Raw genomic sequence first — 26,222 nt, forward strand, 5'->3', positions numbered from 1 at the left:
ACTTAAGTCCCTGGCGGGTTTCAGCGGTTGTTGACACGCCTTGAGCACTGCCGTGTCCTGACTGTGGGTAATATTAATTCCGATGCTACCGGATTTGATCTCCAACTCAGCCTAGCTTGCGCCTAGTTCCCCATCAATCGATTAATTAGAGCATTAATTAGAAGTCGAAGCAGCTAATTCCGCCAAACGTTCTTGCTGATCCAGAGAAATACAAGCCTGAATCACATCATCAATATCCCCCTCCAAAATCGTATTCAGAGAGAAATTCTCACCCAACCGGTGATCCGTAGCCCGATTATCCTTATAGTTATAAGTCCGAATCTTCTCCGATCGCGAACCAGTACCAACCTGCGATCGCCGCATCGAAGTCACCTCATCCTGCTGCTCTCGCAACTTCATCTCATAAAGCTTAGCCCGCAGAATCTGCATCGCCCGCTCCTTATTCTGCAACTGACTCCGCTCCTCAGTACAAAAAATCCGAATCCCCGTCGGCTTGTGGAACAAATCAGCAGCAGTCTCCACCTTATTCACATTTTGACCGCCAGCCCCACCAGAGCGAGCCGTACTCATTTCAATATCCTTCGGATCGATATGAATCTCCACATCATCCACCTCCGGCATCACCGCCACCGTCGCCGTCGAAGTATGCACCCGGCCACCCGCCTCCGTCACCGGCACCCGCTGCACCCGATGCACTCCTGCCTCAAACTTCAACTTACTATAAACACTGTCGCCTTGAATTTCCAGAATCGCCTCTTTAAAACCCCGACTCTCTCCCACCGACTCGCTCAGCATTTTCACTTGCCAATTTTGACTCTGAGCATAGCGAGAATACATCCGCACTAAATCAGCAGCCCAAATACTCGCCTCATCCCCGCCAGTACCCGCCCGAATTTCTAGCATGATATTCTTATCATCATTCGGATCTCGTGGCAGCAACAAAACCTTCAAGCGACTTTCTAGATAATCCGACTTATCCTCAAGTTCACCCACCTCCAAAGATGCCATCTCCTGCATCTCAGGATCGCTCGCCGATTCCTTTAAAATCTGTTTAGCACCAGCTAAATTCTCCTGAGTTTCCTTCCAAAGCTCAAAAGTATTAACCACTTCCTCCAAAGAAGATCGAGCCTTAGCTACCCGTTGAAACTCATTCGGATCTTTCGCGACATCAGGATCTGCCATCCGCCGAGTCAACTCATTAAAAGTTTGCTCAACGGACTTCAATTTATCCAGCAAATAAGATTCAGCCATTGTACTTGTCCTTTGTCCTTTGTTAGTTGGCAGCACAGGCTTTTAAGCCTGCTTCATTAACACCACAGACCAAAAAGCCTGTGTTATTTTTCAACACAGGCTAGAAAACCCGTGTCATTTTGTGCCGATTTTCGATCGAGAACTTGAGATTTTGGATTTAGATTAAATAGTCGCGATACTTACCATTAGCTTCGCCCACGCAGACTTCTTAACTCGCCCACCAACCCGTCAATCTAAAATCCAAAATCCGCCCTTCCCAATCCCACAGATGTAAGTTGTTGGTAGAAAAAACCACCCTCAACAGACTGCGGACAAATGACAATAGCTACTTCTTCTTTTTGCCGCCCTTACCACCCTTAGCAGGGGTTGTCTCTGTTTTGGGAGCCTCTACAACGGGGCCACTCGCTTGAGGATCGACTGGTGGGGGCATTTGACCGCCATCCATCATCCCGTACTTCCGTAAGAACCGCTCAACTCGTCCTTCCGTGTCAATAATCTTCTGAGTCCCAGTGTAATAGGGATGATTGCCAGACCAGACATCAACATTCAGTTCTGGCTTAGTCGAGCCAACCGTCATCACCATTTCCCCGTTGCAGTAAACCTTTGCTTCGGGATACCACTTGGGATGAATACCATCCTTTGCCATTTTTTTACTCTCTAGTCTTGCAAATCTACTACTATTTTAGCTGACCTATGGAGCGGGGGAGTGGGAAGGGGAGGAGCAGGGGAGCTGGGGAGATTTTCTTCTTCCCTCTTCCTTCTTCCTTCTTCCTTCTTCCTTCTTCCTTCGCGCCTACCGTTTCGAGTATTGAGGAGCCTTACGAGCTTTCCGCAAACCGTACTTCTTCCGTTCTTTAGCGCGGGGATCGCGAGTCAAGTAACCCTCACTCTTCAAAGGCTTGCGGTTTTCTGGGTCTAATTGACACAAAGCTCTAGCAACGCCTAAGCGGATAGAGTCAGCCTGGCCAGTCAACCCACCGCCCTCAGCTTTCACTAAAATATCGTACTCATTTTCTAGGCCCAAAGTTTCCAGAGGAGCCTTAGCTAGAGCCAAATAACCTGCATTAAATTGCAGATAAAGATCGCCCTTTTTACCGTTGATGGTTAATTCGCCAGTACCAGGTACTAAACGTACCCGTGCGATCGAAGATTTGCGGCGGCCTGTACCCCAGTACATAGCGCGACCTGATGTATCTACAACTTGCATTAATCATTTCCTCCCGGAATCGTATTAATAATTAACTGTTCGGGTTTTTGAGCGGCGTGGGGATGGTCAGGGCCCGCATATACTTTCAGCTTAGTAAATAGCTGTCTTCCCAAGGAATTATGGGGTAGCATCCCACGCACAGCTTCTTCAACAATTCTTTGGGGTAAACGGACTTGCAATTTAGCAAAGGTTTCCGTTTTCATACCACCTGGTCTACCAGAATGGCGGCGGTAGATTTTCTGGCTGCGTTTTTTGCCAGTAACAGCTACCTTTTCGGCATTGATCACAATAATGAAATCACCCGTATCCATGTGGGGAGTAAAAGTAGGCTTATTTTTTCCCCGGAGGCGCGTGGCAATTTCACTAGCAAGACGACCTAGACGCTGATCTGTCGCATCCACGACATACCAGTTATGTTCTAGGGTATTTACAGGAGGGACATAAGTTGTGTTCATCGGTAATTGTTAGTTGTTAGTTGTTAGTTGTTAGTGGTTAATTGCTAATTGCTAATTGCTAATTGCTAATTGCTAATTGCTAATTGGTGAAACAACTAACAGTTAACAGTTAACAGTTAACCAAAGACAAATTTAGGTTGGGTGTCGTACCAGATGTGAGGGGGAAATGGTAATTCTGGATAGCCAACCCGCAGCAGGCATAAACCATGAGCAGGGGCAGAATATTTTACCATTTCTCGGCGTTCTTGAACCCAGATATCTTTAAAATTCTCAAGCGATCGCTCTCCTCTACCCACCTGCACCAGCAGCCCCACTAGCAGCCGCATCATCCCGTACAGAAACCCACTTGCCTGAACCTCGATGTGAATGAACGGCCCAAATCGCTGACATTCTGCTACTTGCACGTCTACCCAAGAATGAGGGCGTGACGACCCGGCGCGGTGAAAAGCTGCCAAGTGAAAGCGCCCAATCAAGGGAGTCAAAGCCGCCTGGATTAAAGATTCATCCAGAGGTGCATGATAATAGTGCCAAGCAAAGGGACGGACAAACAAGTTAGGTACTGGGTCTGTATAAAGGGTGTAGCGATAGCGCCGCCAAGTGGCTGAAAACCGAGCGTGCCAGGTGGGTTCCACCTTAGCGGAGGCTCGAATTAAAATATCTTTAGGCAGTCGCGAGTTGAGAATATCTTGCCAGCGGTGAGCTGGAACTGGGCCTTCGGCATCAAAATGCGCTACTTGAGCAGCGGCGTGAACTCCAGAGTCGGTTCTTCCGGCTCCGTGCAGCGTTACCGGACGTTGCAGCACCGTTGAGATAGTTGTTTCGATCTCTTCTTGTACTGTACGCTGATGCGGCTGCCGCTGCCAACCGTGCAAGTCTGTGCCGATATATTGGATGACCAAAGCAATACGCTGCATAATAATTAAAAATTAACAATTAAAAATTAAAAATTAAATTTAGTCATTTTTAATTTTGTTTCTTTAACTTTTAATTATTTTCACCGCATTAGACCAGTTCAATAATGGCCATTTCTGCATGATCTCCAGTTCGGGGGACAGTCCGCAGGACGCGGGTATATCCACCGTTACGATTGCCATAGCGTTCTTGAGCTTGTTCAAACAGTGCGTGTACTAGCTGTTTGTCATAGATATAGCCCATTGCCCGCCGACGAGCTGCCAGGGAGCCATCTTTTGCCAGGGTAATCATCCGATCCACTTCTGGTCGCACAGCTTTGGCGCGGGTGAGGGTGGTGGTGATTTTACCATGACGGATTAATTCTGTTGTCAGCGATCGCAGCAGTGCCTTGCGCTGGTCAGCAGGTTTACTAAGTTGGGGAACACGACAACGGTGACGCATATCAATTGGTAATTGGTAATTGGTAATTGGTAATTGGTTAACAGTTAACCGTTAACTGTTAACCGTTAACCGTTAACTCTGCTTTAAGTTTTAGCCTTTTCCTGGGGCAAGGTAATGCCCAAGCGTTTCTGCAAAGCTTCTATCACTTCTTCTGCGGACTTCTGACCGAAGTTCTTGATTTCTAACAAGTCTTCTTGGGTATAGTCCAACAAATCTGCGACTGAATTGATTTGCGCCCGCTTTAGACAGTTGTAAGCTCGGACTGACAACTGTAACTCTTCAATAGGAATCTGACTGGTGGGATCTGCATCTGAACCCACATCACTTCTGAGTGACTCTAAAGTGATGTCTTTCAGGGGAGAGAACAGATCGACCAAGATGCTAGCCGCTTGACTGAGAGCCTCTTGAGGTGTCAAACTGCCATTAGTCCAGATTTCCATGATCAGCCGGTCTTTCTCTGTAGAGCCGCCTACGCGGGCATCCTCAACGCTGTAGTTGACTTTGCGAACCGGCATAAAAATCGCATCAATGGCGAGAAAATCTAGAGCTCCCCCATCGTCACGGCTCCGATCTACTGCCCGATACCCTACCCCTCTTTCTATGCGGAATTCCATTTCCAGCGTCGATCCTGGGGAGAGAGTGGCAATGTACTGGCTGCGATCGATCACGTCAACCTCAGAGGGTACATCAAAGCGGTCTGCGGTGACTGTTGCAGGCCCTTCTACTCGCAGTCTGCCAATTTGCGGTTGGGAAGAATGACTTTTAAGGACAACCTCCTTCATGTTGAGCAGGATCTCTAGAACATCCTCCCGTACCCCCTCAATTGTGGCAAACTCGTGATTGACTCCGGCAATGCGGACTGAAGTTACAGCCGTTCCTTCGAGGTTGGACAGCATCACGCGCCTAAGCGCATTTCCAACAGTCGTTCCTTGACCCCGGTCTAGCGGTTCAAGGATAAATTTTCCGTACTGACTACGGTCTTTATCAGTGTTGGACTCTATACACTCAATCTGAAATTGCGCCACGGAGTGACCTCCCTTTTCCATTGAACCCCACAGTGAATTAAAAATTAAAAATTAAAAATGCCAAATTTAATTGCGTTGATTTTTAATTTTTAATTTTACATTTTTAATTAATTAGACTCGTCGCCGTTTGGGAGGGCGGCAGCCATTGTGAGGAATGGGGGTAACATCTCGAATCAGGGTGATTTCCAGACCCGCACCCTGGAGGGCCCGAATTGCTGTTTCGCGACCTGCTCCCGGCCCGCTAACCATGACTTCAACTTGGCGCATACCTTGGTCGTTAGCGCGGCGGGCCGCACTTTCGGCTGCGGTTTGAGCTGCGAAGGGAGTACCCTTCTTGGCTCCTTTAAAGCCGCTCGAACCCGCTGAAGCCCAAGAAATCACTTCGCCGTTGAGGTCGGTGATCGTGACAATTGTATTGTTAAAGGTAGACTGGATAAAGGCTTGGCCGTTGGGTACATTCCTTTTTTGCTTTTTGGCTCCAGCTTTTTTGGTTGTTTGTCTCGCCATATGAGTCTCTTTAACGGCATTTGAAGTTGACTGCCTGCTGGCTTTGTGCCAGCCTGCACGGAAAATAGATGGAAAAAAAGGTTACTTCTTGGAAGGTGCCTTTTTCTTGCCTGCAACAGTGCGGCGAACGCCCCGGCGAGTCCGGGCATTGGTTCGGGTACGCTGACCCCGCACGGGCAAGCCCAAGCGATGCCGTCTACCCCGGTAAGTCCCGATGTCCATCAAGCGCTTGATGTTCATAGACTCCAAGCGCCGGAGATCCCCTTCGACTTGATAGTTGGTTTCTACCTCTCCCCGCAGAGCTGTCACGTCAGCGTCGCTTAAATCCTTAACGCGAGTGTCAGGATTTACGCCTGTGGCGCTTAGAATCTCATGGGATCTGGTTAGTCCAATTCCATAAATGTATGTCAGACCAATCTCTACGCGCTTATCGCGTGGAAGGTCTACCCCGGCAATCCGTGCCACGCTTTTACTCCCTACTGAATGCTAATTAGCTACAATGTTGTTGAATCAGGCAGCAGATTGCTCCGATGCCTGGGATAATAAACCCCCTAACCCTGGCGTTGCTTATGTTTCGGGTTAGTACATATCACCATCACTCGACCGCGACGGCGGATGACGCGACACTTTTCACAAATCTTCTTAACAGATGCTCGAACTTTCATGCCTTTCTGGGCAACACTACAAACGTAGCATTATAGCATTAACTTGGGTGAATTTACAACAATCTATCTAACTAAATTGGAATTTAGTATTTAGAAAGTTTATCTAAGGCTACTTTTTCCGCAGGCGATAAGTAATTCGCCCTTTTGTCAAGTCGTAAGGTGTTAACTCGACCTTGACGCGATCGCCTGGAAGGATTTTGATGTAATTACGGCGGATCTTGCCAGAAATGTGAGCCAGAACATTAAACCCATTATCTAGGTCAACGCGGAACATCGCATTGGGCAGTGATTCTGTCACCGTCCCTTCCATTTCAATTAAATCTTGCTTAGACAAGTGGTAGTTTCCTCAACTCAACAACTAATTCACTCATAGAGAGCCAAGCCTGGGGTTCTCTTGAGTACCCGTTCAACAATTGGCATTCTTACCTCAAAGCTGCAACGGGCAGACCTAACACAAAGCCAACTAGCTAAAAGGTTTCTAGTTAACATATCTTAGCAAAAGTTGTTAGCGCCAAGAGGTTCAAAGCAAGAGGCAATAGCAGACCTAGCGGGAAGGGGAAGCAGGCTCAAGCAATTGTTGAATATCTGCGGTGACTGCCTCCAGAGAGCGATCGCCATCAACAGTAATTAACTGGTGGCGATCGCCATAAAAACCAATCAAAGGTGCAGTTTGTTCGCGGTAAACCTCCAAACGGCGGCGGATCGTCTCCTCAGTGTCATCTTTACGACCCCTTGCTAACAAGCGAACCACCAAGATTTCATCGGGAACATCCAAATTAACCGTCTGTATGCCTCCCCGATCCCACTCCTGCAACAATTCCTCTAAAAAAGTTGCCTGGGCTACAGTGCGAGGAAAACCGTCCAAAATCCAGCCATTACTGGCATCTGCTTCCTTCAGGCGTTCCCGCACAATATCCATAAGTACCCGATCCGGTACCAACTCCCCGCGATCCATAAAGGCTTGCGCCTTCAGACCCAAATCAGTTTTGGCTACCACACAGGCCCGTAAAATCTCACCCGTAGAAATATGGGGAATTTTCCAGAAAGCCGCTAAAAGCTGAGCCTGAGTTCCCTTTCCGGCCCCTGGAGGCCCCAAGAAAATCAATTGCATTGCTATTGCTTGACCATTCCTTCATATCGCTGGGATATGACGTAAGTTTGAATTTGTTTAGCCGTATCGATCGCCACCCCGACCAGAATCAACAGCGAAGTCGCTCCCAACCCTCTAAAAGTCGTAACATTAGTAGCACTCTCCACAGCCGTAGGCACGATCGCCACCAAGCCTAGAAAAATCGCTCCCAAAAAAGTCAGGCGATTCAACACCCGCTCCACATACTCGCTAGTCTTTTGGCCAGGGCGAATACCAGGAATACTCGCACCCATCTTCTTCAAGTTCTGAGACATATCTACAGGGTTGACAATCAACGAAGCGTAGAAATAGCTAAAGAACAAGATCAAAACCAAATAAACCAGCGCATAGAGCCAAGGCATAGACCCGTTTGGATTCAAAGCATTAGCCACCTGCACCAAAATCGGATTATTTGTAAACTGCCCCAAGGAAGCGGGCAAAATCAAAACAGCCGAAGCAAAAATAATCGGCATCACTCCGCCTTGATTCAAGCGCAGTGGCAAATAGCTGCTTTTTTCTCGGTAAACCTTGCGACCAACTTGGCGGCGAGCAGAAATAATCGGGATGCGGCGCGTTCCTTCCTGAACGAAAACAATCCCAACAATCATCACCAAGAAAACCAGCAACAAAACGATGACTTGACCGACAATTTGGCTATTACCGCTCTGAGCCAACTCCACAGTTTGACCCAAAGAACGCGGCAAAACTGCCACAATGTTGATAAAGATCAGCAGCGACGCACCATTACCAATTCCCCGTTCCGTCACCAACTCCGACACCCACATTACAAACATCGACCCCGCCGTTAAAGCTAAGGCAGTTTGAGCAATGAATAAAGGCGCTGGTTCCTGGGCAAAGGGGCTGACCCAGATCGCAATCCCCACACTTTGAAGCACCGCCCAACCCAGTGCCACATAGCGAGTAATCTGAGAAATCTTACGCCGTCCTGCTTCCCCTTCATTCTTCTGCAACTCCTCTAAACTGGGGAGAGCCGCAGTCAGCAATTGAATGATAATGGAAGCATTAATATAGGGCAAAATCCCTAGAGCAAAAATCCCCAAAGCGGACAGACCGCCGCCAGAGAAAAGATCCAAAAAGCCAATTAAAGGGCTATTCTGAACATTTTGGGCAAAAGCAACGCGGTCAATGCCGGGGACTGGCAAGTGGACACCCAAGCGCACTAAAATCAGCAAGCCGATTGTCACCAGGATGCGCCCCCGCAAACCAGCAGCTTGAGCCATCTGCAAGAATGTCTCTTGTGCAGTTGGCGCTTTATCTCGACTAACGTCCATAAACGAGTTTTTAGTTGTGAATTTGAGTTTTAAATGAGTTTTATCGAGGGGCGACTTGGTGCATTTGGATTTGCCAATCTCAACGCATCGGAATGCCTAAAGCTGGCGTAGCCTACCCAAGAGCGCACCCCTAAACTACTTCACAGCTTCCACCTGCGGCCTCAATTTTGGCGCGGGCCCCGGCTGTAAAACCAGCAGCTTTCACTTGCAGGGCCACATTTAATTCCCCATCTCCTAAGATTTTCAGCGGCCCATCATCAGTAGTGACGATTTTTGCATCGATCAAAGAAGCTAAAGTTACTTCTGTGTTTGGTGGCAGTTCGGCAAGTTTACTTACATTAATCGTAGTGTACTCTTTCCGGTTAACAAGGGGAAAGCTCTTTAACTTGGGTAAGCGGCGGTATAGAGGATTTTGACCGCCCTCAAAACCTGGTCGGGTGCCACTCCCTGACCGAGATTTTTGACCGCGCATCCCCTTACCTGAGCTAGCGCCTTGACCGGCTGAAATACCCCGACCTAAGCGGCGGGGACGCTTTTGGGAGCCTGCTTTTGGCAGAGCATCTTGTAATCTCATAGTTTTGGTAATAGGTAATTGGTAATCGGTAATTGCTAGTTGCTAACTGCTAATTGCTAATTGCTAATTGCTAATTGTTAGTCTTTGGTTTTTAGTTGTATTTTCCTACTAACCGCTAACCATTAGCTATTAACCATTAGCTATTAACCATTAGCTATTAGCCATTAGCTATTAGCCATTGACTAAGCATAAAGGTGTTCAACAGGAACGCCTCGCTCTTGGGCAACCTCAGAAAAGGTTCGCAGGGAGGAAAGAGCATTGACGGCGGCTCTAGCGTTGTTTAAAGGATTACCAGAACCTAGTTGTTTGGCGAGAATATTGCGAACGCCTGCTAATTCAAGCACTGTTCGCACTGCTCCCCCAGCAATTACCCCAGTACCGGGAGATGCTGGTCGCATCATTACTTTGGCTCCGCCACCTTCGCCGTTGACAGGATGGGGGATGGAATTAGCCTTAGTCAGAGGAACTTCTATCAGGTGCTTTTTGCCATCGGCAACGCCCTTTTTAACTGCTCCAATCACGTCACTGGCTTTGCCAACACCGACTCCAACTTGACCCCGTTCGTTACCAATGATAACGATGGCGCGGAAGCTAAGCTTTTTACCACCTTTGACTACTTTGGTAACGCGGCGAATTTGAACGACGCGCTCTTGCCATTCGGGTTCTTTGTCGCGAGATTTGTTACTTTTTTTCTTGTTGGTGTTGCTGTTGCGCTGCTCTTTTTGTTCTGCCATTATTTTGTCCTTTAGAAATTGTTAACTGTTAACTGTTAACTGTTAACCGTTAACCGTTAACTGGTAATTACTAATTAGCAATTAGCCATTAGCAATTAGCCATTAGCAAATAACTGCTCTAAAAATCTAAACCCGCTTCGCGAGCTGCTTCTGCTAGAGCTTTTACGCGACCGTGATAGAGGTTGCCTCCCCGGTCAAAGACAACTTTGGAGATACCAGCGCTAGAGCAGCGCTTGGCAATCAATTGACCGACTTGCACGGAAGCGTTACAGTTACCGCCGCTCTTGAGGTCGGTTTTTAATTCGGGATCGAGGGTTGACGCAGATACCAAAGTGTGCTGCTTGGTGTCGTCAATTACCTGTGCATAGATATGCTGGTGAGAGCGAAACACTGCCAACCGGGGGCGTTCGGGAGTACCAGATACCTTGCGCCGCACTCGGCGGTGACGGCGCTCTATTGATTCTTTACGAGTAAGTTTCATTTTTACTTCTTCTTCCCTGCTGTCTTGCCAGCCTTGCGTCTGACTACTTCGCCGGTGTAGCGAATGCCTTTGCCCTTGTAGACTTCAGGTGGGCGGACTGCCCGGATGCGGGCGGCGGTGTTTCCCACCAATTCTTTATCAATGCCGCTGACAATCACGTTGACGTTGCCTTCAACTGCCACTTGAATGCCTTCTGGGGGCGGCATTTCGACGGGTTTGCTGTAACCCACGTTTAAGATCAGGTTGCGACCTTGAACTTGAGCCCGATAGCCCACGCCCTGAATTTCCAGACGACGCTGAAAGCCGTTTGAGACTCCCTCTACCATATTAGATACGAGAGTGCGGCACAGGCCGTGCAACTGGCGGGCGGTACGGGATTCGTCCCGGCGTGTTACTAACAAGGTTTCCCCTTCCAGTTCTAAGACGACTTCTGCCGGCAATAGTCGAGAAAGTTCACCTTTTGGCCCTTTAACTGCAACGTGCTGACCGTCAATGGTGACGGTCACTTTACTAGGTATGCTAATTGGGCGCTTACCAATTCGAGACATAATTTTTTGTCCTTTGTCTTTTGTCCTTTGTCTGTTGGTAATTGGTAATTGGTAATTGGTAATTCTAATTGGTAATTGTTATTCCCTTATTTTTCACCCTTATTACTTCGTAATTACTTAGTTTTCATAGTATGAACACCATCCCAATCATCAGGCGGTGGTACTTCTAAATAAAGGCGCGATCGCTCAAGGTGAACTTCCACAGCCATATCCGTTGGGCGCATTAGCTTCGCACTCTCAAAATAACTAATAGCTTGATGAAAATTTCCACAAATATAAGCCTCTCTACCCCGCTTATATAATTCTAAAAATTGTTCTATTTCCCCAGTTAATGGCACTGTTTGCCGATCGATTAACTCATAAATACTTACGGCTTGATTTTTGCCCTTAACCCGCACTTTATCTAACTCCCGTACCCAAATTCGGTCGCGACACAAATTATAAGTAAACTCACTCAAAATAATATCGCAGCCATACTGTTTCGTCAGTTCTTCCAAGCGAGAACTTAAATTCACCGCATCTCCAATCACCGTATAATCCATCCGCTTTTCCGAACCAATATTACCCGAAACTACCTCCCCCGAACTAATCCCAATTCCAATCTTAAAGTTAGTCTCACTAGGTCGAGAAGTATTAAATTCTTTCAACCGCCAGCGCATTTCCAAAGCTGTTTCAATCGCCATCCAAGCGTGTTCCTTCAAAGGCAAAGGTGCTCCAAAAACCGCCATCAACGCATCACCAATAAACTTATCTAAAGTTCCTTCATAGCGAAAAACAGCTTCTACCATTGTCTCAAAATACTGATTTAAAAGCGCTACCACTTCCGATGCGCCTAAATTTTCTGTAATCGTCGTATATCCCCGAATATCTGAAAATAAAATAGTCACATCTTTACGTTCACCTACCATCATCGCCCCTTCACCTAAAGCCATTACTTGCTCAACTACTCCAGGGGTCATATAACGATACATTGTAGTTTTCATCCGCTTTTCTCTCGAAATATCTTCGAGCACTACAATACCGCCACGCACCCCCCCTTCAGGATTAGTTAGGGGGTTGACAGTTAGATTCAAACTACGTTCAACTACTGTAACTTGAGAACGAGGAATTGGAACCGCACATTGAGGATAACCCAGGGGAGAATGAGTAATATGAAAGGGAGCTTGAGCATTAGTAACTACTGGAATTTGACCTGATTCGGGGCTATTTTCTCCCCAAGCGTAAAAGATATCGGGATCGTTGCGATCGGGAATTGTCAGAATATAAGTTTCTCCTTCCTCTGCAAATTCTGGCGATTCTATTAATAAACCCACAGTTAAAGTTTGTTCCGGTACATAATGTCTAGCCGCATTCCTCAAACTGTCTTCTAGTCGAAATCGTATATTGTCAATAGGTACAACTTCCCAAACATAGCGATCGACCAGTCTCTCTTCCCAAAGTTGTCGATTCTGTTTACCATTGGGTTGATCGATGGGACAACCAAGTAATCCTAAAGCGGCTTCATTAATCGTGACAATTCGACCCTGCATATCCGTAGAAATCACAACATCTGTGAGACTTTGTAAGATGTCTTTCTGATATTGCTTTTCCACTAAAACATTTTCAAATAATTGCGAGTTTTGGAGGGCAATACCTGCTTGAGCATTAAAAGCCCGCAAAAATTCTTCATCAGAATTAGTAAAACTACCTTGATTTTTATTAATTAACTGAGTAACACCGATTAGTTCGCCTTTGGCGTTATAAACTGGCATACAGAGCATATTTCTCGTCTCATAACCAGTACGATGATCGGTACTCGGATCGAAGCGAGGATCGGTATAAGCATCATTAATATTGAGAGTTTGACCAGTAGAAGCTACATAACCAGCAATGCCTTTATTGGCAGGAATACGGATTTCCATTAGGGTTTTGCCGTCGGCTTTGGCTACTTTTGTCCAGAGTTCGTTGGTTTCTTTACTCAGTAGAAATAGGGTACTCCGATCGGCTTGCATTAAATCGCGGGCTTGCTCCATTACAGCTCGCAAAGTTGTTTCTAAGTCAAGGCTTTGCCCTAATGTTGTTGTCGCTCTCAAAAGTGCAGCAACTCCTCGCTGGTTGCGGGCGGCGACATAGAAAGATTGACAACTTTCAAGAATAATTCCAATTGAGTCGGCAAAAGCACGAAATTGTTGTTCGTCTTCTTCATTAAAAGGCTGATTCCCTGCTTTGTTTAAGAGCCGTACTACTGCTACCGGAGCATTTTCGCTCTTGGTGCTGAAAATCGGCATACAAAGAATTGTATGGGTTTCATACCCTGGGAGTTCGTCAACTTCCCGGTTAAATAGGGGATGATTATAAGCGTCAACTACATTGAGACATTCTCCGGTATTGGCAACGTGACCCAAAATACCGACGTTCATTGGGAGGCGAATTTCTTGAGCTTTTTTGGTAGTTGGATCGACGGTTTTATACCAAAGTTGAGCTTTATTTGAGTTAACTAAAAATATAGTTGTGACATCGGCTTGCAGAATCTGACCAATTTTGAGGGTGAAGGCATCTAAAAGTTGCTCTAAAAGAGTTTCTAGAGCTTCATTGTTGATGAGGTCGATCGCACGCAGAAATTGCTGAAATTCAGCGGTGATAAAGTCCAGCAGGCAGACAAATTCGGCAACTGGCAGATCCTTCACGCGGGCGGCTAATGCCCCCATGCGATTGACTTGAGTGAGTGTAGCCAGAACGCTACCAGCATTGGAGAATGTCATGTTAACTGCTTTTTCAGGGGGTAGGGTGGCCCTTGGCTTGGCTGATGTTTTGTTCTGAGGCTCCCCAAACTGTGGAAACTTTTCCGGCTTCACTGCTTGGGCAAGTCGTTTTACTCGATCGCGAACTTCCACCTGCCTGTAATATGTGCTTTTAAATCATTTTTAACAACCTTGATGTTGCTGCCCACTCTGCTAATATAAGGTGAAGTTAGGTAAAACACAAAACTAAGGGGTTTGTTTTGTGGGGATAAGTGGAAAATAATTAGTCTGGAAGTTAGTTCATAGGTTTTTTTGTTGGGGAGAATGGGATTTTTCTGCTGGGTGGAATTGCGGCGATCGCGTGTGCCCCCCGAAGGGCGCAGTCTGCTATGCCTAAGTTATTTCCCAATACTATGTCAAATTTAATGTTAAACCCGATCGGGGAGTAGGTGCGATCGATCCCTCCTACCCCCCTTAAAAAGGCTAGATAGCAACCGCCAAGACTATTTAGGACATTCTAAATCGATCGAACCGTTTGGCTGAGTTCTCACAACGAAGTCCTTACTTTTATTCTCTTTCCCTTCTTTCCCTAGCCCCTAGCCCCTAGCCCCTAGCCCCTAACCGCCTTGGCGGTTGGAACTATGCGGCTTTTGGCAGTGACTCAGCCAAGATTACCGATTCATAGTACCGCCGCAGTTGGTGAGTGGCAGCGGCCCAACCCCAACGTTCAGCTTCAATACGGGCGTTTTGGCGGAGGGTTTCGCCTTCTTGGGGTTGGGCAAATAAGCGCTGAGTAGCTGCGATCGCACCTTCCTCATCTGCTGGGTCAAATAAATAGCCGTTAACACCATCGGTGACAATATCGGGGATTCCCCCTGACCTTGCCGCGACTACGGGCGTACCCGCAGCCATCGCTTCTAGGAGCACTAAGCCTAGTGTTTCGGTGCGGGAGGGAAAAATGAAGGCATCGGCACAAGCGTAGGCTGAGGCGAGTTCTCTGCCTCGGAGATAGCCTGCAAAATAGGTGGGAGTACCGGCGAAATATTGTTCTAAAGTTTGGCGGTGGGGGCCATCTCCGACTAAGGCGAGGCGGGCGTTAGGAATTGATGCTAAGACGGGTTTGATGCGATCGATTTCTTTTTCTGCACCGAGGCGACCGACGTAGAGTAAGAGTGGGCTCTCTGGATTGCCTTGGCTGAGGCGATCGCGCATTTCTGGCGTTGCAAACTGGGGTTGATACATCTCCGTATCTACGCCTCGCTGCCACAAGTCTACACGCTCAATACCGTGCGATCGTAACTCTTCCACCATCGCCGTTGAAGTACAAAGATTTAACTCAGCCTGATTATGAGCTCCCTTTAGTAATTCCCACAACAAAGGCTCAAGCATTCCAAAACCATAATGGTGCAGGTATTTTGGCAAATGAGTGTGATAAGAAGCCAACAGCGGAATATTCAACTTTTTGCCATAGTACAAACCCGCCAGTCCCAAAATAGCCGGATTAGCCACATGAATAATATCTGGTTGAAACTCTTCTAGTTTCTGTCCAATTGACGGACGCGGCAATGCCATTTTCAATTCCGGGTACATCGGCAACGGAAAGCCTTCAACACCGTAAATTGTGGCTCCTTTGTACTCTGTTAGCCCACCATCTGGGGAAAAAATTAGAACTTTATCGCCAGCGCGTTGTAGGTGTTCAACTGTGTGAATCAACCGCGTGACAATCCCATCTATTTTCGGCAGAAATGTTTCAGTAAAAAGAGCGACTCTCATACAAAATTGCTTAGGTAACTGATATTTGTAGCCTCTTTGCAGTGTCGGAATTAGTAATCGGATATACTTCCTCGCTGGGTGTTAGCAAGTTTGCCATACCTTCTTTAAGATTTTGGTGCTGTTCCTGCACAAATTCGGAAATATCTTCAATATTGATAATCCAATCCTGCGCGTAATGAACCAAAATTTCCCCCCTTAAACCTAACTGAATAGCCCGCCTCTCTTCTTGGGAACCGTTGGGGTGATGGTCGGGGTCCCATTGCAGCCTCACAGATGAATTTTTAGCCGCTTGTTTCCATTCTTTTTCACTAGCATAAACCTCTGAAACAAAAGTAGAATGTACGGCTGCGGTCAAAACTTCATCAAAAGCACTTCGCTTTAAGCGGACAGCGAGAATTACTTCTTGACCCTCTTTTGTCCCCCACCCGGAACGGTACATCATCCAGAGAAAGTTAGGCTTAATCCAACTCATGCGGCTGAGTTTAAATTCCCCACCAAAATAACCATGTAAAGCTGCAAAGTCGCCAATAGCTGGGCGATAGGCTTGGTAGACTACTATGGAATTTTCGTCAAATTGTGCCAAAATATGACGACCAGCTTTTGGCCATCGGCTTACTTGCGTTAGGTAAGGTAAGGTTAGCAGATTCATGCTAACTAACTCCGATCGAGAGGTTCTTTGGGCAAGGTACAAATTCCATGAATTCCAACTGAGAAAATCACCGCACCTAAAAGCAGTCCCATTCCTTCAGCAAAGCAGTTAATTCTGTGAATTTCCTGTGCTGTTTTGGCAACAAAAACATCTTTCTCACTTGCATTAGGCGACTGACTAACTTGGCGTTAGTTTTTGTAACTTGCTTCCAGGGCGGCCCATTCTGGCAGGAAGTAATAACCACATACTAAACTAGCTGAAAGTCCCGGTAAAACAACTAAAAGCAGCAGAATTATAACTCGGCTTTTCATTTTTTTATTTCAGGACTTCCATATTCAGAGGCAATAGAAACATTATATTGCCCCAACCATCCTACCTTAGTTTACCGCCACTTAACTTTAGGCAATATTTCATTTTTGTCAACGCGGTGCTTGTATTTAATCGCAAAATTCAGCAAGGAATCTATCAACGAGTCTGACAAACAGTGGGGCTGTAAACCCAGACTCAGTAAACTGGTATTTTTGGCATTGAAGTAGTGTTCTTCCTTCTCAACTCTGGGATTTTCCAGATGGTTGATTTCTACATTTATTCCCATTGCTGTGCCAGCTTTCTTAACCATCATTGCCAAGTCACCGACGCTAAACATTTCGGTAAATTGGTTGAAGACACGAAATTGACCTGGTTCAGCGGGATTTGCGATCGCAATTTCCATACATCGCACCGTATCCCGAATATCCAAAAATCCTCTCGTTTGTCCTCCACTTCCATAAACCGTTAACGGATGACCAATAGCAGCTTGAATGCAGAATCGGTTCAGGGCAGTTCCAAATACTCCATCGTAGTCTAAGCGGTTAATTAACAGTTCATCCATCCCGGTTTCTTCTGTTAAAACGCCGTAGACTACCCCTTGATTCAAATCTGTGGCGCGTAGACCCCAGATTTTGCAAGCAAAGTGAATATTGTGGCTGTCATGAACTTTACTTAAATGGTAAAAAGATCCCGGCTGTTTGGGATAAGGAAGAGTATCTTTGCGACCGTTGTGTTCGATAGTGATATAGCCTTCTTCTATATCAATATTGGGAGTGCCGTACTCGCCCATCGTTCCCAATTTCACTAAGTGACAATCGGGGAAATCTTCCCGCATAGCATAGAGGATGTTTAGCGTTCCGACAACATTGTTAACTTGAGTAAGTACAGCGTGTTCGCGGTCAATCATTGAGAAGGGTGCCGATCGCTGTTCGCCAAAATGCAGTATCGCTTCGGGTTTAAACTTGCGAAGGGAACTGCTGAGGAAATCATAATTGGTGATATCACCTACGAACAGTTCAATGGACTTGCCAGTTAAATCATGCCAGCGCTGGAGGCGTTGTTGAATGGGTGCAATAGGAGTGAGGGTTTCTGTGCAAAGTTCGAGATCCCAATGCCGCCGCACAAAACTGTCCAGAATGCCAACTTCATAACCTCGATTGGAAAGGTAGAGCGCGGTTGCCCAACCGCAATAGCCATCGCCACCAATAACCAGGACTTTCATAAATCAGGGATAAATCTTGCTTGCCAATACTGGGTAAATGTATCAGGTAATGGTGCAATATGAACCTTTTAAACTACAACCTCATGGGCAAAACTAGCCCAGCGGACAAACTCGAAGGGCCCGGCGACTGCACCCCAGATGTGCTCGTCAGTTTCGGGATCTAACCCTCTGTCGTGACTGATGAATTTGTGTTCATCGATCTCAAATTCGCTGTCAAGGTAGGTAGTTTGACCTTTGCGGACTACGGTGCAGCCTTTGCCGGGTTCGACTCGACCGAGGAAACTGTTGCCCGTCCATTGGGTGATGAAGGTGCATCCGGGGAGTTTTTTGATAGTTTCGGCTTTGAGGGCTTGGAGGCGCACAGGGTCGCGGGATGAGCCGTAGAATTGTTCTTCGTTTTCGATCGCGTAGTTTTCGATCTCGATGCAATTAACTGCGGGGACTAATTTTAATACTCGAACTCGGTAGGGTTGATTGATTTGATAGTCGTAGGCTTGCTCTAGGTAAAGGCTGATTCCTCCTAATAATTCTACGGGGAGGGGGCGCATACAGACGCGGATGTGGGCGAAGAAGGGGGGGTTTTCAAAGGCTTGGGGTTGGTTGCTGAAGTCGGAGGCCATCCAGCGGGCGAGGGTGGCAATGTCTGTGGAATTGGTCATTTGAAGAGGAGTTGGTAGTTGGTAATAGGTCTTTGGGAGGGCGGTGGTTATGCTGAACTTGACCGATCCCAGAATATTTTAAGGGGAAAGCGATCGCTTGTGAATGACGAATTGGCTTCATCAATTAAAATTTCAATACCAAAGTTAAGTTTTTATAGCAGACTTTCTCAAATAGAATTAGGAGCAATATGACAGCGCAGCCACTCAGTAAATTCATCGCGGGCAATCGCGCTTGATGCAACTTGTAATATAATTTTTTCTTGTTCTTCCATAGGTGCAGAAATCTCAAATCCATTCAAAACTAAAAAGACTTCCATTGCTGCGTGACCGATGCGTTTGTTGCCATCTAAGAAAGGATGATTTTTAATCAAAGTAAATCCAAGGGCTGAAGCTTTTTCGATGATAGTTGGGTAAAGTTCTTCCCCGCCAAATGTCATGCGTGGCTGAGCTAAAGCTGACTCTAAGGTTCCTAAATTAGGGATGCCAAATGCTCCGCCAGACTGCTCAATAATGCACCGATAAAGTTCTAAAACTTCAGTTAAAGTTAGATAGCGCATTACGCCAGCCTTTGGTAAAGTTCCGCATTCTTTTTGAGTACGTATTCCATAGCATTCTGGAAAGATTTTTCTGGTGGTGCGAGCAAGTTTTCAGTATCAGCAAGCAGTAATGCTTCTACGGAAATACCAAAGCGATTGGCGGTTACTTGAGCTTGCAAAGATTCGATCGCTGCAATCTGTTCTTGAGATTGTCGCTCTAAAGTTTGGTAACTTTCCAGAGAGACACTATCTCTAGCTTGAGCTTCTAGATGATTTTGCAACTCTTTTACTTTAGCTTGCAAAGATGCGATCGCCACGCTCTGTTCTTGATATTGCTTCTGCAAAGCTTTGTAGCTTTCTAGCAATTCCTTTGACTGTGCAACAGAATTTTCCGGGGACTCAGCCTTACCACTGTCGTGACTTTGGCCCTCAGTTGTTTGATCTTTCAATTTTGAAACCTGTTTCGGAGATCCCGAACCATGTTGCAAGGAAAAAGTTAACTCTGCTCCATTGCTAGACTTGAGCAACTCGCTGTGAGCAATGCGCTCCAATAGCTCAGACTTTGATATGCCGAGCTTTTCTGCGATCGCCGTCAGACGATTAGCCGCTGTCGGTGTCAGCGAGACTCCGACCTTGACTTTGCTCTCTAAATATGTTTCAACTACGTTTGGTTTGTTTTTTGGCATTGGTATTTTCCAGTAAATGTAGGGGGTTAATGTAACTTATCTTTCTGCCTTTGAAGGGGTAGCCTTGCGACAGGAAAAAGTCTGTCAATTCGCTAACTGAAAAAAATTAAACCCGCGATCGCTACACCAAACCCAATCAAACCCACCCAGATAAACCGATTATCCTTCGTATTTACCTTACTCAAATCTATCGGCTCTGATATCACCAGCTTAGGCTTCGACGGCTTTACCGTCCCGCCAGCGCCACCTTTCAAAGCACTAGACTGATTATCGCCTAAAGCTCCCAAATCGGGAATTTCCACCAGCCATTCAGGGCGCTTGCTCAACTTAGGCGCTTCCAGAATATAGAGCAAACCACGAGCTTGTTCGCGAGTGTCTATACTAGGATGGCGGACAAGTTTCTTACAAAGCGCGATCGCCTCCTGAGTTTCTCCCGCCGCATCCAAGGCCGTCACCAGCCACATCTGCACCTCACCCCCTAAACGGGAACCGCGATCGACCAAAGCACTAGCCGCTTCAAAATGGCGCACCGCATCCCCGTACTGGCCCCGTTCAAAAACCGCCTTGCCAGTTGCGTACTCAGACTGAACAACTTCTAACTGATCTGAACTCACGATCGCTATCTCAAAACTCAAAATTCACCGACCCAAATCCAACGAGCCTATAACTCATCGTAGCTTTGCGACATATTGTTATCGTTATCGCGTTTCGAGCCTAACAAATCTAATTGTTCTACCCTGATTACTGGCGTAGAGCGATTAGCACCCGTATTGCGATCTTGCCAGTAATCGAACTTCAAAGACCCCGTAACCCCAATTTGGCTACCTTTGTGGACATAAGTACCAGCAATCTCCGCAGTTTTACCCCAGATCTCCAAAGTAAACCAGTCTGGTTCCTCAGTATTGCGAGAGCGCCGTTTGACTGCCAGCGTCAACTTGCACTTAACACTACCAGAATCAAAATACTTTATTTCAGGTTCTCCGCCCACGCGGCCCACAAGAGTGACAACATTGAGACTCATAAATTCAGTTCCGGCTTTTATGATGAAACAGCATCCACAATAGAGAAATAGTTCTTTGACCAGACAATCAAGGTCTGGGCTTTATCCTGATTTCGTCCCCTCTTTCGACAATATAGATTATGGATTCTAGGGGAACGTCAGCTCAACAATGAGCTATTCTGACTAGACTCAGGATCAAAAACGTAATAGAATCCACCTTGGTTACATTTTAGTTACATTATAGGTTGCGGATTTTGAGAAATCAAGTATCTAACTTAACAGTACTACGGATGCTCAAAATAATCGATCGCAACCAATGCTCAAGTTCTGAAACGATTAAATCGTCAGTAAAAGACGCTAAAACCTACCCCCGGACTGGAGGAAAGTCACGACCGAGGAGCTAGTTGCAAGACTAGGATAGCAGACCGCCATTCGGCAAAAGGATTGCGCCCGGAAACCCTAGCAATAGGGATATTAAGGCTGGAAAGCCTTAAGAATCCCCGCGTCTTCAGACCGGGGAGTGTCAATGCACACAGTAGCATTTAAGTTTAGGGTACAAACCAGTGGGTTTTCTCAGTCGCTTTTCCTTATCCCGTGATATGGGTATCGACCTCGGTACTGCAAACACACTCGTGTACGTATCCGGCAAAGGTATCGTTCTTCAAGAACCATCTGTAGTTGCCATCGATCAAGATTTGAAAATCCCGCTCGCAGTCGGAGAAGAGGCAAAAAAAATGCTGGGGCGTACCCCTGGTAATGTTATCGCCCTCAGACCCCTGCGCGATGGCGTGATTGCGGACTTTGACACAGCAGAGTTAATGCTCAAGCACTTTATCCGGCGGGTTCACGAAGGCAGAACCCTAGTTGCACCCCGGATAGTGATCGGCATTCCTTCTGGCGTTACCGGAGTTGAACGCCGGGCCGTCATGGAAGCTGCTTCTCAAGCGGGAGCCAGAGATGTCCGGTTAATTGATGAGCCAATTGCCGCTGCGATCGGGGCTGGATTGCCAGTTGCCGAAGCTACTGGCAACATGATTATAGACATTGGTGGGGGGACAACAGAAGTCGCCGTGCTCAGCTTGCAGGGTACGGTGTTGAGCGAGTCCGTGCGCGTTGCCGGTGACGAGCTCAATGAAGCCATCATCCAGTACATGAAAAAAGTTCATAACTTAGTAATTGGAGAACGTACCGCTGAAGATATCAAAATTCAAATCGGTTCTGCCTATCCAACTTTAGAAAACGACGATATCACGATGGAAGTACGCGGCTTACACCTGCTCTCAGGCCTACCGCGAACGATTACGATTAAAGGGCCAGAAGTCCGAGAAAGTATGTCAGAACCGCTTTCAGTAATCGTGGAAGCTGTCAAGAGAACTCTAGAGCGCACTCCTCCAGAACTCGCAGCAGATATTATTGACAGGGGAATCATGCTAGCTGGGGGTGGAGCCTTAATGAAAGGGTTGGATACTCTGATTAGCCATGAAACCGGCATCGTTACTCACGTCGCCGCTGACCCTTTATCCTGCGTGGTTTTGGGAACTGGTCGAGTCTTGGAAAATTTCAAACAATTAGAACGGGTGTTCAGTGGGCGATCGCGAAATCTCTAAGAAGTCTATCTTGGATTTTGGATTTTGGATTTTGGATTCAATCTAAAATCTAAAATCGCTACCTCAATCTAAAATCTAAAATCTAAAGTCTGAAATTATGCTAAAAAACACACTGCGTCGATGGTGGGATCTGCGATTGCAAATCGCTATGCTGGGTATAGCTCTAAGTGGAGCCTGGTTAATTCGAGAAACTCAAGGTCAAGCATTATTTGAGGTCTATGGTTGGGTTTCTCGCCCTTTCCAAGTAAATGCCTCCGAACAAGAGCAATTGCTCAATGCCCGTACTAAAGAACTCCAAGACCGCTTAACAGAATTACAAGCCCAAAATCAGAAGCTACAACAGCTTTTAGGTTATGTTGCTACCCAGAAAACTAAAGGAATTGCAGCCCCCATTATCGGTCGAAGTGCAGACCATTGGTGGCAACAAGTAACTTTAGGTCGAGGTAGTAAAGATGGTATCCGCAAAGGGTTTATTGTTATGGGCCCAGGCGGTTTAGTAGGACGGATTATTAATGTCACTCCTAATACAAGTGTTGTCGTTTTGATTAGCGATCCTACTAGCCGAGTTGGTGTCGCTATAAGCCGCAGTCGTCACATGGGTTTCCTGCGGGGAAAAGGAGACAAAGCGAAAAATCGGGCTGTGATGGAGTTTTTTGATAATGTTCCGAATGTCAAGCCAGGAGATATGGTCTCAACTTCATCTTTCAGCCAATTGTATCCGGCTGGGTTGCCAGTAGGCAGGGTGGAGTCTTTGGATATGAACAAAAGTCCAGCCCCTGAAGCTATAATTGAATTCTCGGCATCGATTAATTCTCTGGAATGGGTGGTAGTTTATGCACACGAAGAACCCTCGGAGATAGCTCTTCCTCAAAATGCCCCTTCAAAGATTAATTCCGCTCAAAATCAGTCTTCTCAAGAGGAAGGAGGCGAAGAAAAGCGATGACTTATTTCTCTAGGATGTCTCTGGGTTCTCGCCATTTTCTCCACTGGGGTGTAACGATCGCTTCTGTAATCGTGTGCATTTTGATTTTACCTACTCGTCTCCCCGGAATGGAACTTCTGGGAATTGGCCCTAACTGGCCGTTAATTTGGGTAGTGGCTTGGAGTATTAGGCGCAAGCGGACGCTAATGGAAGCTATTGTGGGCAGTATAGCTGTGGGCTTCCTCCAAGATGCCATGACTGCTCCTCACCCAACTCATGCGGTGAGTCTAGTTATAGTAGGAGTTTTGACGATTGTATTGCAGAAAATGCGCTCTATTCCGCCAGAAATTATTGAAAAAGACCCCATACCTATAGCCTTAATTGTGTTTGGCATGGCTGTGGTAGCGGAGACAGTAATGGCTTTTCAGTTTAGTTGGATTGGGGAAAGTAATTTAGGAGAAATTTGGACTTACCATCAACGAGTAGCTTTGTGTTCTGCTATTCTTAGCAGTCTTTGGGCTCCGGTGATCTATTTCCCTCTGAATCGATTGTGGGATATAACGAGTAATTGGGAATCTTAATTTTGGGAATTGGGAATTGGGAATTGGGAATTGGGAATTGGTAATTGGTAATAGTTATTATTAGGATCGATTGCTTCTGTATAGTCATTGAGAACTTAGTGAAGCAATCTCAAAAAGGCTTTGCGATTGCTTCACTGCGTTCGCAATGACAAAATATATAATTCGTGTAGAACGCGATTCGATATTACAGTTAACTGTTAACAATTAACTGTTAGTAAGTGATGAGCAGTGCAAACTAGATCGCTGAGAATACGGGTGGGTTGCAATGCGTGTAGTTGGGTAGTGCTACGAATACCGCAGGTAACAGCAATTGTGGGAATACCTAAAGCTTGGCCGGCGAGGATATCTGCTTCCGTATCTCCAATCATCCAAGCAGAGTCTATTGATGAATCTAGTTCTTCTACAACTTCATCTAACAGTTGCGTTTTCAAGTTAGCATAATTATTATACGCAGCATCTGTCACCTGAGTACCGCGAATACAGGTAAAGAGTCTGGCGAGACCGTAATTTTGTAAGAGTTGAGTGGCTTGACTTTGGGAGCGCAATGTGACTAAAACTAGACGCACGCCGTGAGAGTGAAGAAGTGCGATCGCCCATTGTACCCCTGGCTGAAGCCGATCTAAGTGCAAAAGCTCTGGTTCATTGACAATTTCCATTACTCGCTGCCGAAACTCATTAATTTGCGAACCTTGCAATCCCGAAATTTGGGCAATTTCAGCGTCGGGTACTCGCTCGCGCTTCATTTCCCAAAACTCTTGCTTGCTAAGTAGTGTGATGTTTAGAAAGACTCCTTGAGCTTGATAAGCTGCCTGAGTATCCGCTAATGCGAGCTTATAGGTAGTGTAGTAGCGATCGGATACGTCAACGATGGGGCCATCTAAGTCGCAGAATACGGTCATTTTCGGGGAAAATGAGTCAATATCTGGGTGGGAGTAAAACTTGGCTGGGGGCGACTCTGAGACTGCACTGGTTGTCATAAAACGTTAACTAAAATCTACAAATACAATACATTTCTTTACTTTACCAAGGAATCCATAAGTTGTAGAGAGATTTTTCCTAAGAAGTTGATTAGAAAAAACTATAATACTGACAAGACTTGGAGCGATCGCATTTTAGAGGAGTTTGGGAGAGCGATCGCCATATTCCTTTGAGGGTGTCAGCAAAAAGCCAAGGGGATATCAAGCCGAAGAAAGAAGGAAGAAGGAAAATACAATCCCCATAAGGGTTTGAGCAATCGATCTGGATCTAACCCTCTGGGCAGTTGCGATAAAAGCTGACACCCGATCGCTATTATCTTTAATAATTGTGAAAATGTAATTCTACTACCCATGCTCAAACAAAGCGATTTTCCCAGGAAGTCTGAAACCAATAGGGCTGAGGTACTCTCAGAAGCATTGCCCTACATTCAACAGTTTGCGGGACGCACCATTGTTGTCAAATACGGCGGTGCAGCCATGAAAGACAGCAACCTTAAAGATAAGGTGATGCGGGATATTGTACTGCTTTCCTGTGTGGGAGCGCGCCCCGTTGTTGTTCACGGCGGTGGCCCAGAAATTAACACTTGGCTGGCTAAGTTGGGGATCGAGCCACAATTCAAGAATGGTCTGAGAGTGACAGATGCCGCGACGATGGATGTTGTGGAGATGGTATTGGTAGGAAGGGTAAATAAAGAGATTGTTTCCTTGATCAACCAAGCGGGAGGCCGGGCGGTAGGGTTATGCGGCCAAGATGCTAATTTGATCCGAGCCCGCCCCCAAGGTGAAGAAGGTATTGGCTTTGTTGGGGAAGTCAGTAGCGTAAAAATCAATCTTCTGGAGTCTCTGGTTAATGGGGGCTACATTCCAGTAGTGTCGAGCGTAGCGGCGGACGAAACGGGACAAGCTTACAATATCAATGCTGACACAGTTGCGGGGGAAATTGCGGCGGCGTTGGGGGCAGAAAAGTTGATTTTGCTGACTGATACGGCCGGGATTTTGGAGGATTATCACAATCCAGATACTTTGATTGCAAAGCTAGATATTCAGGAAGCTAGGGGGCTAATGGAGTCTGGCGTTGTGTCTGGTGGGATGATTCCTAAAGTGAATTGTTGCGTCCGTAGTTTGGCTCAAGGTGTTCACGCTGCACATATTATTGATGGTCGAATTCCTCATGCTCTGCTGCAAGAGATATTCACAGATGCGGGGATTGGATCGATGATAGTTGCTTCGGAATTTAGAAGGAGATAATGGGTAATTGTTAACGGTTAACGGTTAACGGTTAACGGTTAACGGTTAACTGTTAACGGTTAACTGTTATTTGAATCAATAAAAAATCGGCGATCGCTCTCTAGTTTACCAG

Annotated in this window: 31 protein-coding genes and 1 pseudogene; 4 read left to right on the forward strand and 28 right to left on the reverse strand. The window is 46.4% G+C overall.

The features are described from left to right. Nucleotides 1–153: 153 nt before the first annotated feature. The 27 genes and pseudogenes from prfA to OSCI_RS16480 form a co-directional block, all read right to left on the reverse strand. Nucleotides 154–1,251 carry a peptide chain release factor 1 gene (prfA, locus tag OSCI_RS16360; protein WP_007356142.1) on the reverse strand — a complete coding sequence of 366 codons (1,098 nt, stop codon included), beginning with the start codon at nt 1,249–1,251 and terminating at the stop codon, nt 154–156. Nucleotides 1,252–1,681: 430 nt separating this feature from the next. After that, a pseudogene (rpmE, locus tag OSCI_RS32275) lies at nt 1,682–1,897 on the reverse strand (50S ribosomal protein L31); the annotation flags it as partial. A 147-nt stretch (nt 1,898–2,044) separates the two neighbouring features. Further along, a complete protein-coding gene (gene rpsI / locus OSCI_RS16370; protein WP_007356144.1) occupies nt 2,045–2,458 on the reverse strand; it encodes a 30S ribosomal protein S9 in 414 nt (137 codons plus the stop codon). Beyond that, a complete protein-coding gene (rplM, locus tag OSCI_RS16375; protein ID WP_007356145.1) occupies nt 2,458–2,913 on the reverse strand; it encodes a 50S ribosomal protein L13 in 456 nt (151 codons plus the stop codon). The genes rpsI and rplM overlap by 1 nt, the downstream gene beginning before the upstream one ends. A gap of 116 nt (nt 2,914–3,029) precedes the next feature. Beyond that, nucleotides 3,030–3,827 (reverse strand): tRNA pseudouridine(38-40) synthase TruA, encoded by a 798-nt coding sequence (truA, locus tag OSCI_RS16380; RefSeq protein WP_007356146.1) that lies wholly within the window; start codon nt 3,825–3,827, stop codon nt 3,030–3,032. 88 nt (nt 3,828–3,915) lie between these two features. Then, the gene (gene rplQ, locus OSCI_RS16385) at nt 3,916–4,266 is read right to left on the reverse strand and encodes a 50S ribosomal protein L17 (protein WP_007356147.1); all 351 of its coding nucleotides are present in this window, start codon (nt 4,264–4,266) and stop codon (nt 3,916–3,918) included. A gap of 83 nt (nt 4,267–4,349) precedes the next feature. Further along, nucleotides 4,350–5,291 carry a DNA-directed RNA polymerase subunit alpha gene (locus OSCI_RS16390; RefSeq protein ID WP_234708761.1) on the reverse strand — a complete coding sequence of 314 codons (942 nt, stop codon included), beginning with the start codon at nt 5,289–5,291 and terminating at the stop codon, nt 4,350–4,352. 111 nt (nt 5,292–5,402) lie between these two features. Next, nucleotides 5,403–5,798, reverse strand: coding sequence for a 30S ribosomal protein S11 (gene rpsK, locus OSCI_RS16395; RefSeq protein WP_007356149.1), 396 nt, complete (start codon nt 5,796–5,798; stop codon nt 5,403–5,405). A gap of 81 nt (nt 5,799–5,879) precedes the next feature. Next, complete coding sequence (rpsM, locus tag OSCI_RS16400) at nt 5,880–6,263, reverse strand: 30S ribosomal protein S13 (protein WP_007356150.1); 384 nt, start codon at nt 6,261–6,263, stop codon at nt 5,880–5,882. Nucleotides 6,264–6,349: 86 nt separating this feature from the next. Continuing rightward, nucleotides 6,350–6,463, reverse strand: coding sequence for a 50S ribosomal protein L36 (rpmJ, locus tag OSCI_RS28585; RefSeq protein WP_015178722.1), 114 nt, complete (start codon nt 6,461–6,463; stop codon nt 6,350–6,352). 109 nt (nt 6,464–6,572) lie between these two features. After that, nucleotides 6,573–6,797, reverse strand: a complete 225-nt coding sequence (gene infA, locus OSCI_RS16405; RefSeq protein WP_006276978.1) for a translation initiation factor IF-1 — start codon at nt 6,795–6,797, stop codon at nt 6,573–6,575. A gap of 210 nt (nt 6,798–7,007) precedes the next feature. Then, the gene (locus tag OSCI_RS16410) at nt 7,008–7,574 is read right to left on the reverse strand and encodes an adenylate kinase (RefSeq protein ID WP_007356151.1); all 567 of its coding nucleotides are present in this window, start codon (nt 7,572–7,574) and stop codon (nt 7,008–7,010) included. 2 nt (nt 7,575–7,576) lie between these two features. Further along, entirely contained in the window at nt 7,577–8,884 is a 1,308-nt protein-coding gene (gene secY / locus OSCI_RS16415; protein WP_007356152.1) for a preprotein translocase subunit SecY, read from the reverse strand. Between the two features lie 130 nt (nt 8,885–9,014). Further along, nucleotides 9,015–9,458, reverse strand: a complete 444-nt coding sequence (gene rplO, locus OSCI_RS16420; protein ID WP_007356153.1) for a 50S ribosomal protein L15 — start codon at nt 9,456–9,458, stop codon at nt 9,015–9,017. 182 nt (nt 9,459–9,640) lie between these two features. After that, the gene (rpsE, locus tag OSCI_RS16425; protein WP_007356154.1) at nt 9,641–10,192 is read right to left on the reverse strand and encodes a 30S ribosomal protein S5; all 552 of its coding nucleotides are present in this window, start codon (nt 10,190–10,192) and stop codon (nt 9,641–9,643) included. A 118-nt stretch (nt 10,193–10,310) separates the two neighbouring features. Beyond that, nucleotides 10,311–10,673, reverse strand: a complete 363-nt coding sequence (rplR, locus tag OSCI_RS16430; RefSeq protein WP_007356155.1) for a 50S ribosomal protein L18 — start codon at nt 10,671–10,673, stop codon at nt 10,311–10,313. A 2-nt stretch (nt 10,674–10,675) separates the two neighbouring features. Beyond that, nucleotides 10,676–11,221 (reverse strand): 50S ribosomal protein L6, encoded by a 546-nt coding sequence (gene rplF, locus OSCI_RS16435; RefSeq protein WP_007356156.1) that lies wholly within the window; start codon nt 11,219–11,221, stop codon nt 10,676–10,678. A 113-nt stretch (nt 11,222–11,334) separates the two neighbouring features. After that, entirely contained in the window at nt 11,335–13,962 is a 2,628-nt protein-coding gene (locus OSCI_RS16440) for a GAF domain-containing protein (RefSeq protein ID WP_026103615.1), read from the reverse strand. Between the two features lie 618 nt (nt 13,963–14,580). Continuing rightward, a complete protein-coding gene (locus OSCI_RS16445; RefSeq protein WP_007356158.1) occupies nt 14,581–15,714 on the reverse strand; it encodes a glycosyltransferase in 1,134 nt (377 codons plus the stop codon). Nucleotides 15,715–15,724: 10 nt separating this feature from the next. Beyond that, nucleotides 15,725–16,363, reverse strand: coding sequence for a DUF4291 domain-containing protein (locus tag OSCI_RS16450; protein ID WP_007356159.1), 639 nt, complete (start codon nt 16,361–16,363; stop codon nt 15,725–15,727). Between the two features lie 188 nt (nt 16,364–16,551). Next, nucleotides 16,552–16,674, reverse strand: a complete 123-nt coding sequence (locus OSCI_RS32035; RefSeq protein ID WP_007356160.1) for a hypothetical protein — start codon at nt 16,672–16,674, stop codon at nt 16,552–16,554. 71 nt (nt 16,675–16,745) lie between these two features. Continuing rightward, nucleotides 16,746–17,894, reverse strand: a complete 1,149-nt coding sequence (locus tag OSCI_RS16455) for an NAD-dependent epimerase/dehydratase family protein (protein WP_007356161.1) — start codon at nt 17,892–17,894, stop codon at nt 16,746–16,748. Between the two features lie 68 nt (nt 17,895–17,962). Further along, nucleotides 17,963–18,553 (reverse strand): chromophore lyase CpcT/CpeT, encoded by a 591-nt coding sequence (locus tag OSCI_RS16460; protein WP_007356163.1) that lies wholly within the window; start codon nt 18,551–18,553, stop codon nt 17,963–17,965. 167 nt (nt 18,554–18,720) lie between these two features. Continuing rightward, nucleotides 18,721–19,110 (reverse strand): type II toxin-antitoxin system death-on-curing family toxin, encoded by a 390-nt coding sequence (locus OSCI_RS16465; protein WP_007356164.1) that lies wholly within the window; start codon nt 19,108–19,110, stop codon nt 18,721–18,723. Next, nucleotides 19,110–19,775 (reverse strand): ribbon-helix-helix domain-containing protein, encoded by a 666-nt coding sequence (locus OSCI_RS16470; RefSeq protein ID WP_007356165.1) that lies wholly within the window; start codon nt 19,773–19,775, stop codon nt 19,110–19,112. The genes OSCI_RS16465 and OSCI_RS16470 overlap by 1 nt, the downstream gene beginning before the upstream one ends. A 92-nt stretch (nt 19,776–19,867) precedes the next feature. Next, nucleotides 19,868–20,389, reverse strand: a complete 522-nt coding sequence (locus OSCI_RS16475; protein WP_007356166.1) for a tetratricopeptide repeat protein — start codon at nt 20,387–20,389, stop codon at nt 19,868–19,870. Between the two features lie 47 nt (nt 20,390–20,436). Continuing rightward, complete coding sequence (locus OSCI_RS16480; protein ID WP_007356167.1) at nt 20,437–20,796, reverse strand: single-stranded DNA-binding protein; 360 nt, start codon at nt 20,794–20,796, stop codon at nt 20,437–20,439. 578 nt (nt 20,797–21,374) lie between these two features. Between OSCI_RS16480 and OSCI_RS16485 the strand changes: the two genes are divergently transcribed. The 3 genes from OSCI_RS16485 to mreD all read left to right on the forward strand — a co-directional run bounded on the left by OSCI_RS16485 (nt 21,375) and on the right by mreD (nt 23,885). Continuing rightward, nucleotides 21,375–22,382, forward strand: a complete 1,008-nt coding sequence (locus OSCI_RS16485; RefSeq protein WP_026103616.1) for a rod shape-determining protein — start codon at nt 21,375–21,377, stop codon at nt 22,380–22,382. 97 nt (nt 22,383–22,479) lie between these two features. Continuing rightward, complete coding sequence (mreC, locus tag OSCI_RS16490; RefSeq protein ID WP_007356169.1) at nt 22,480–23,325, forward strand: rod shape-determining protein MreC; 846 nt, start codon at nt 22,480–22,482, stop codon at nt 23,323–23,325. Next, a complete protein-coding gene (gene mreD / locus OSCI_RS16495) occupies nt 23,322–23,885 on the forward strand; it encodes a rod shape-determining protein MreD (protein ID WP_026103617.1) in 564 nt (187 codons plus the stop codon). Before mreC ends, mreD begins: the two co-directional genes overlap by 4 nt. Before the next feature lie 197 nt (nt 23,886–24,082). Here the strand turns inward: mreD and OSCI_RS16500 are convergent, their stop codons facing one another. Continuing rightward, nucleotides 24,083–24,862 carry an HAD family hydrolase gene (locus OSCI_RS16500; RefSeq protein WP_007356171.1) on the reverse strand — a complete coding sequence of 260 codons (780 nt, stop codon included), beginning with the start codon at nt 24,860–24,862 and terminating at the stop codon, nt 24,083–24,085. Nucleotides 24,863–25,213: 351 nt separating this feature from the next. On the opposite strand from OSCI_RS16500, the gene argB reads away from it, so the two are divergent. Next, a complete protein-coding gene (argB, locus tag OSCI_RS16505) occupies nt 25,214–26,110 on the forward strand; it encodes an acetylglutamate kinase (protein WP_007356172.1) in 897 nt (298 codons plus the stop codon). The last annotated feature ends 112 nt before the right edge of the window (nt 26,111–26,222 follow it).

This window comes from Kamptonema sp. PCC 6506 (genome assembly GCF_000180455.1).
GTDB classification, from domain to species: domain Bacteria; phylum Cyanobacteriota; class Cyanobacteriia; order Cyanobacteriales; family Microcoleaceae; genus Kamptonema; species Kamptonema formosum.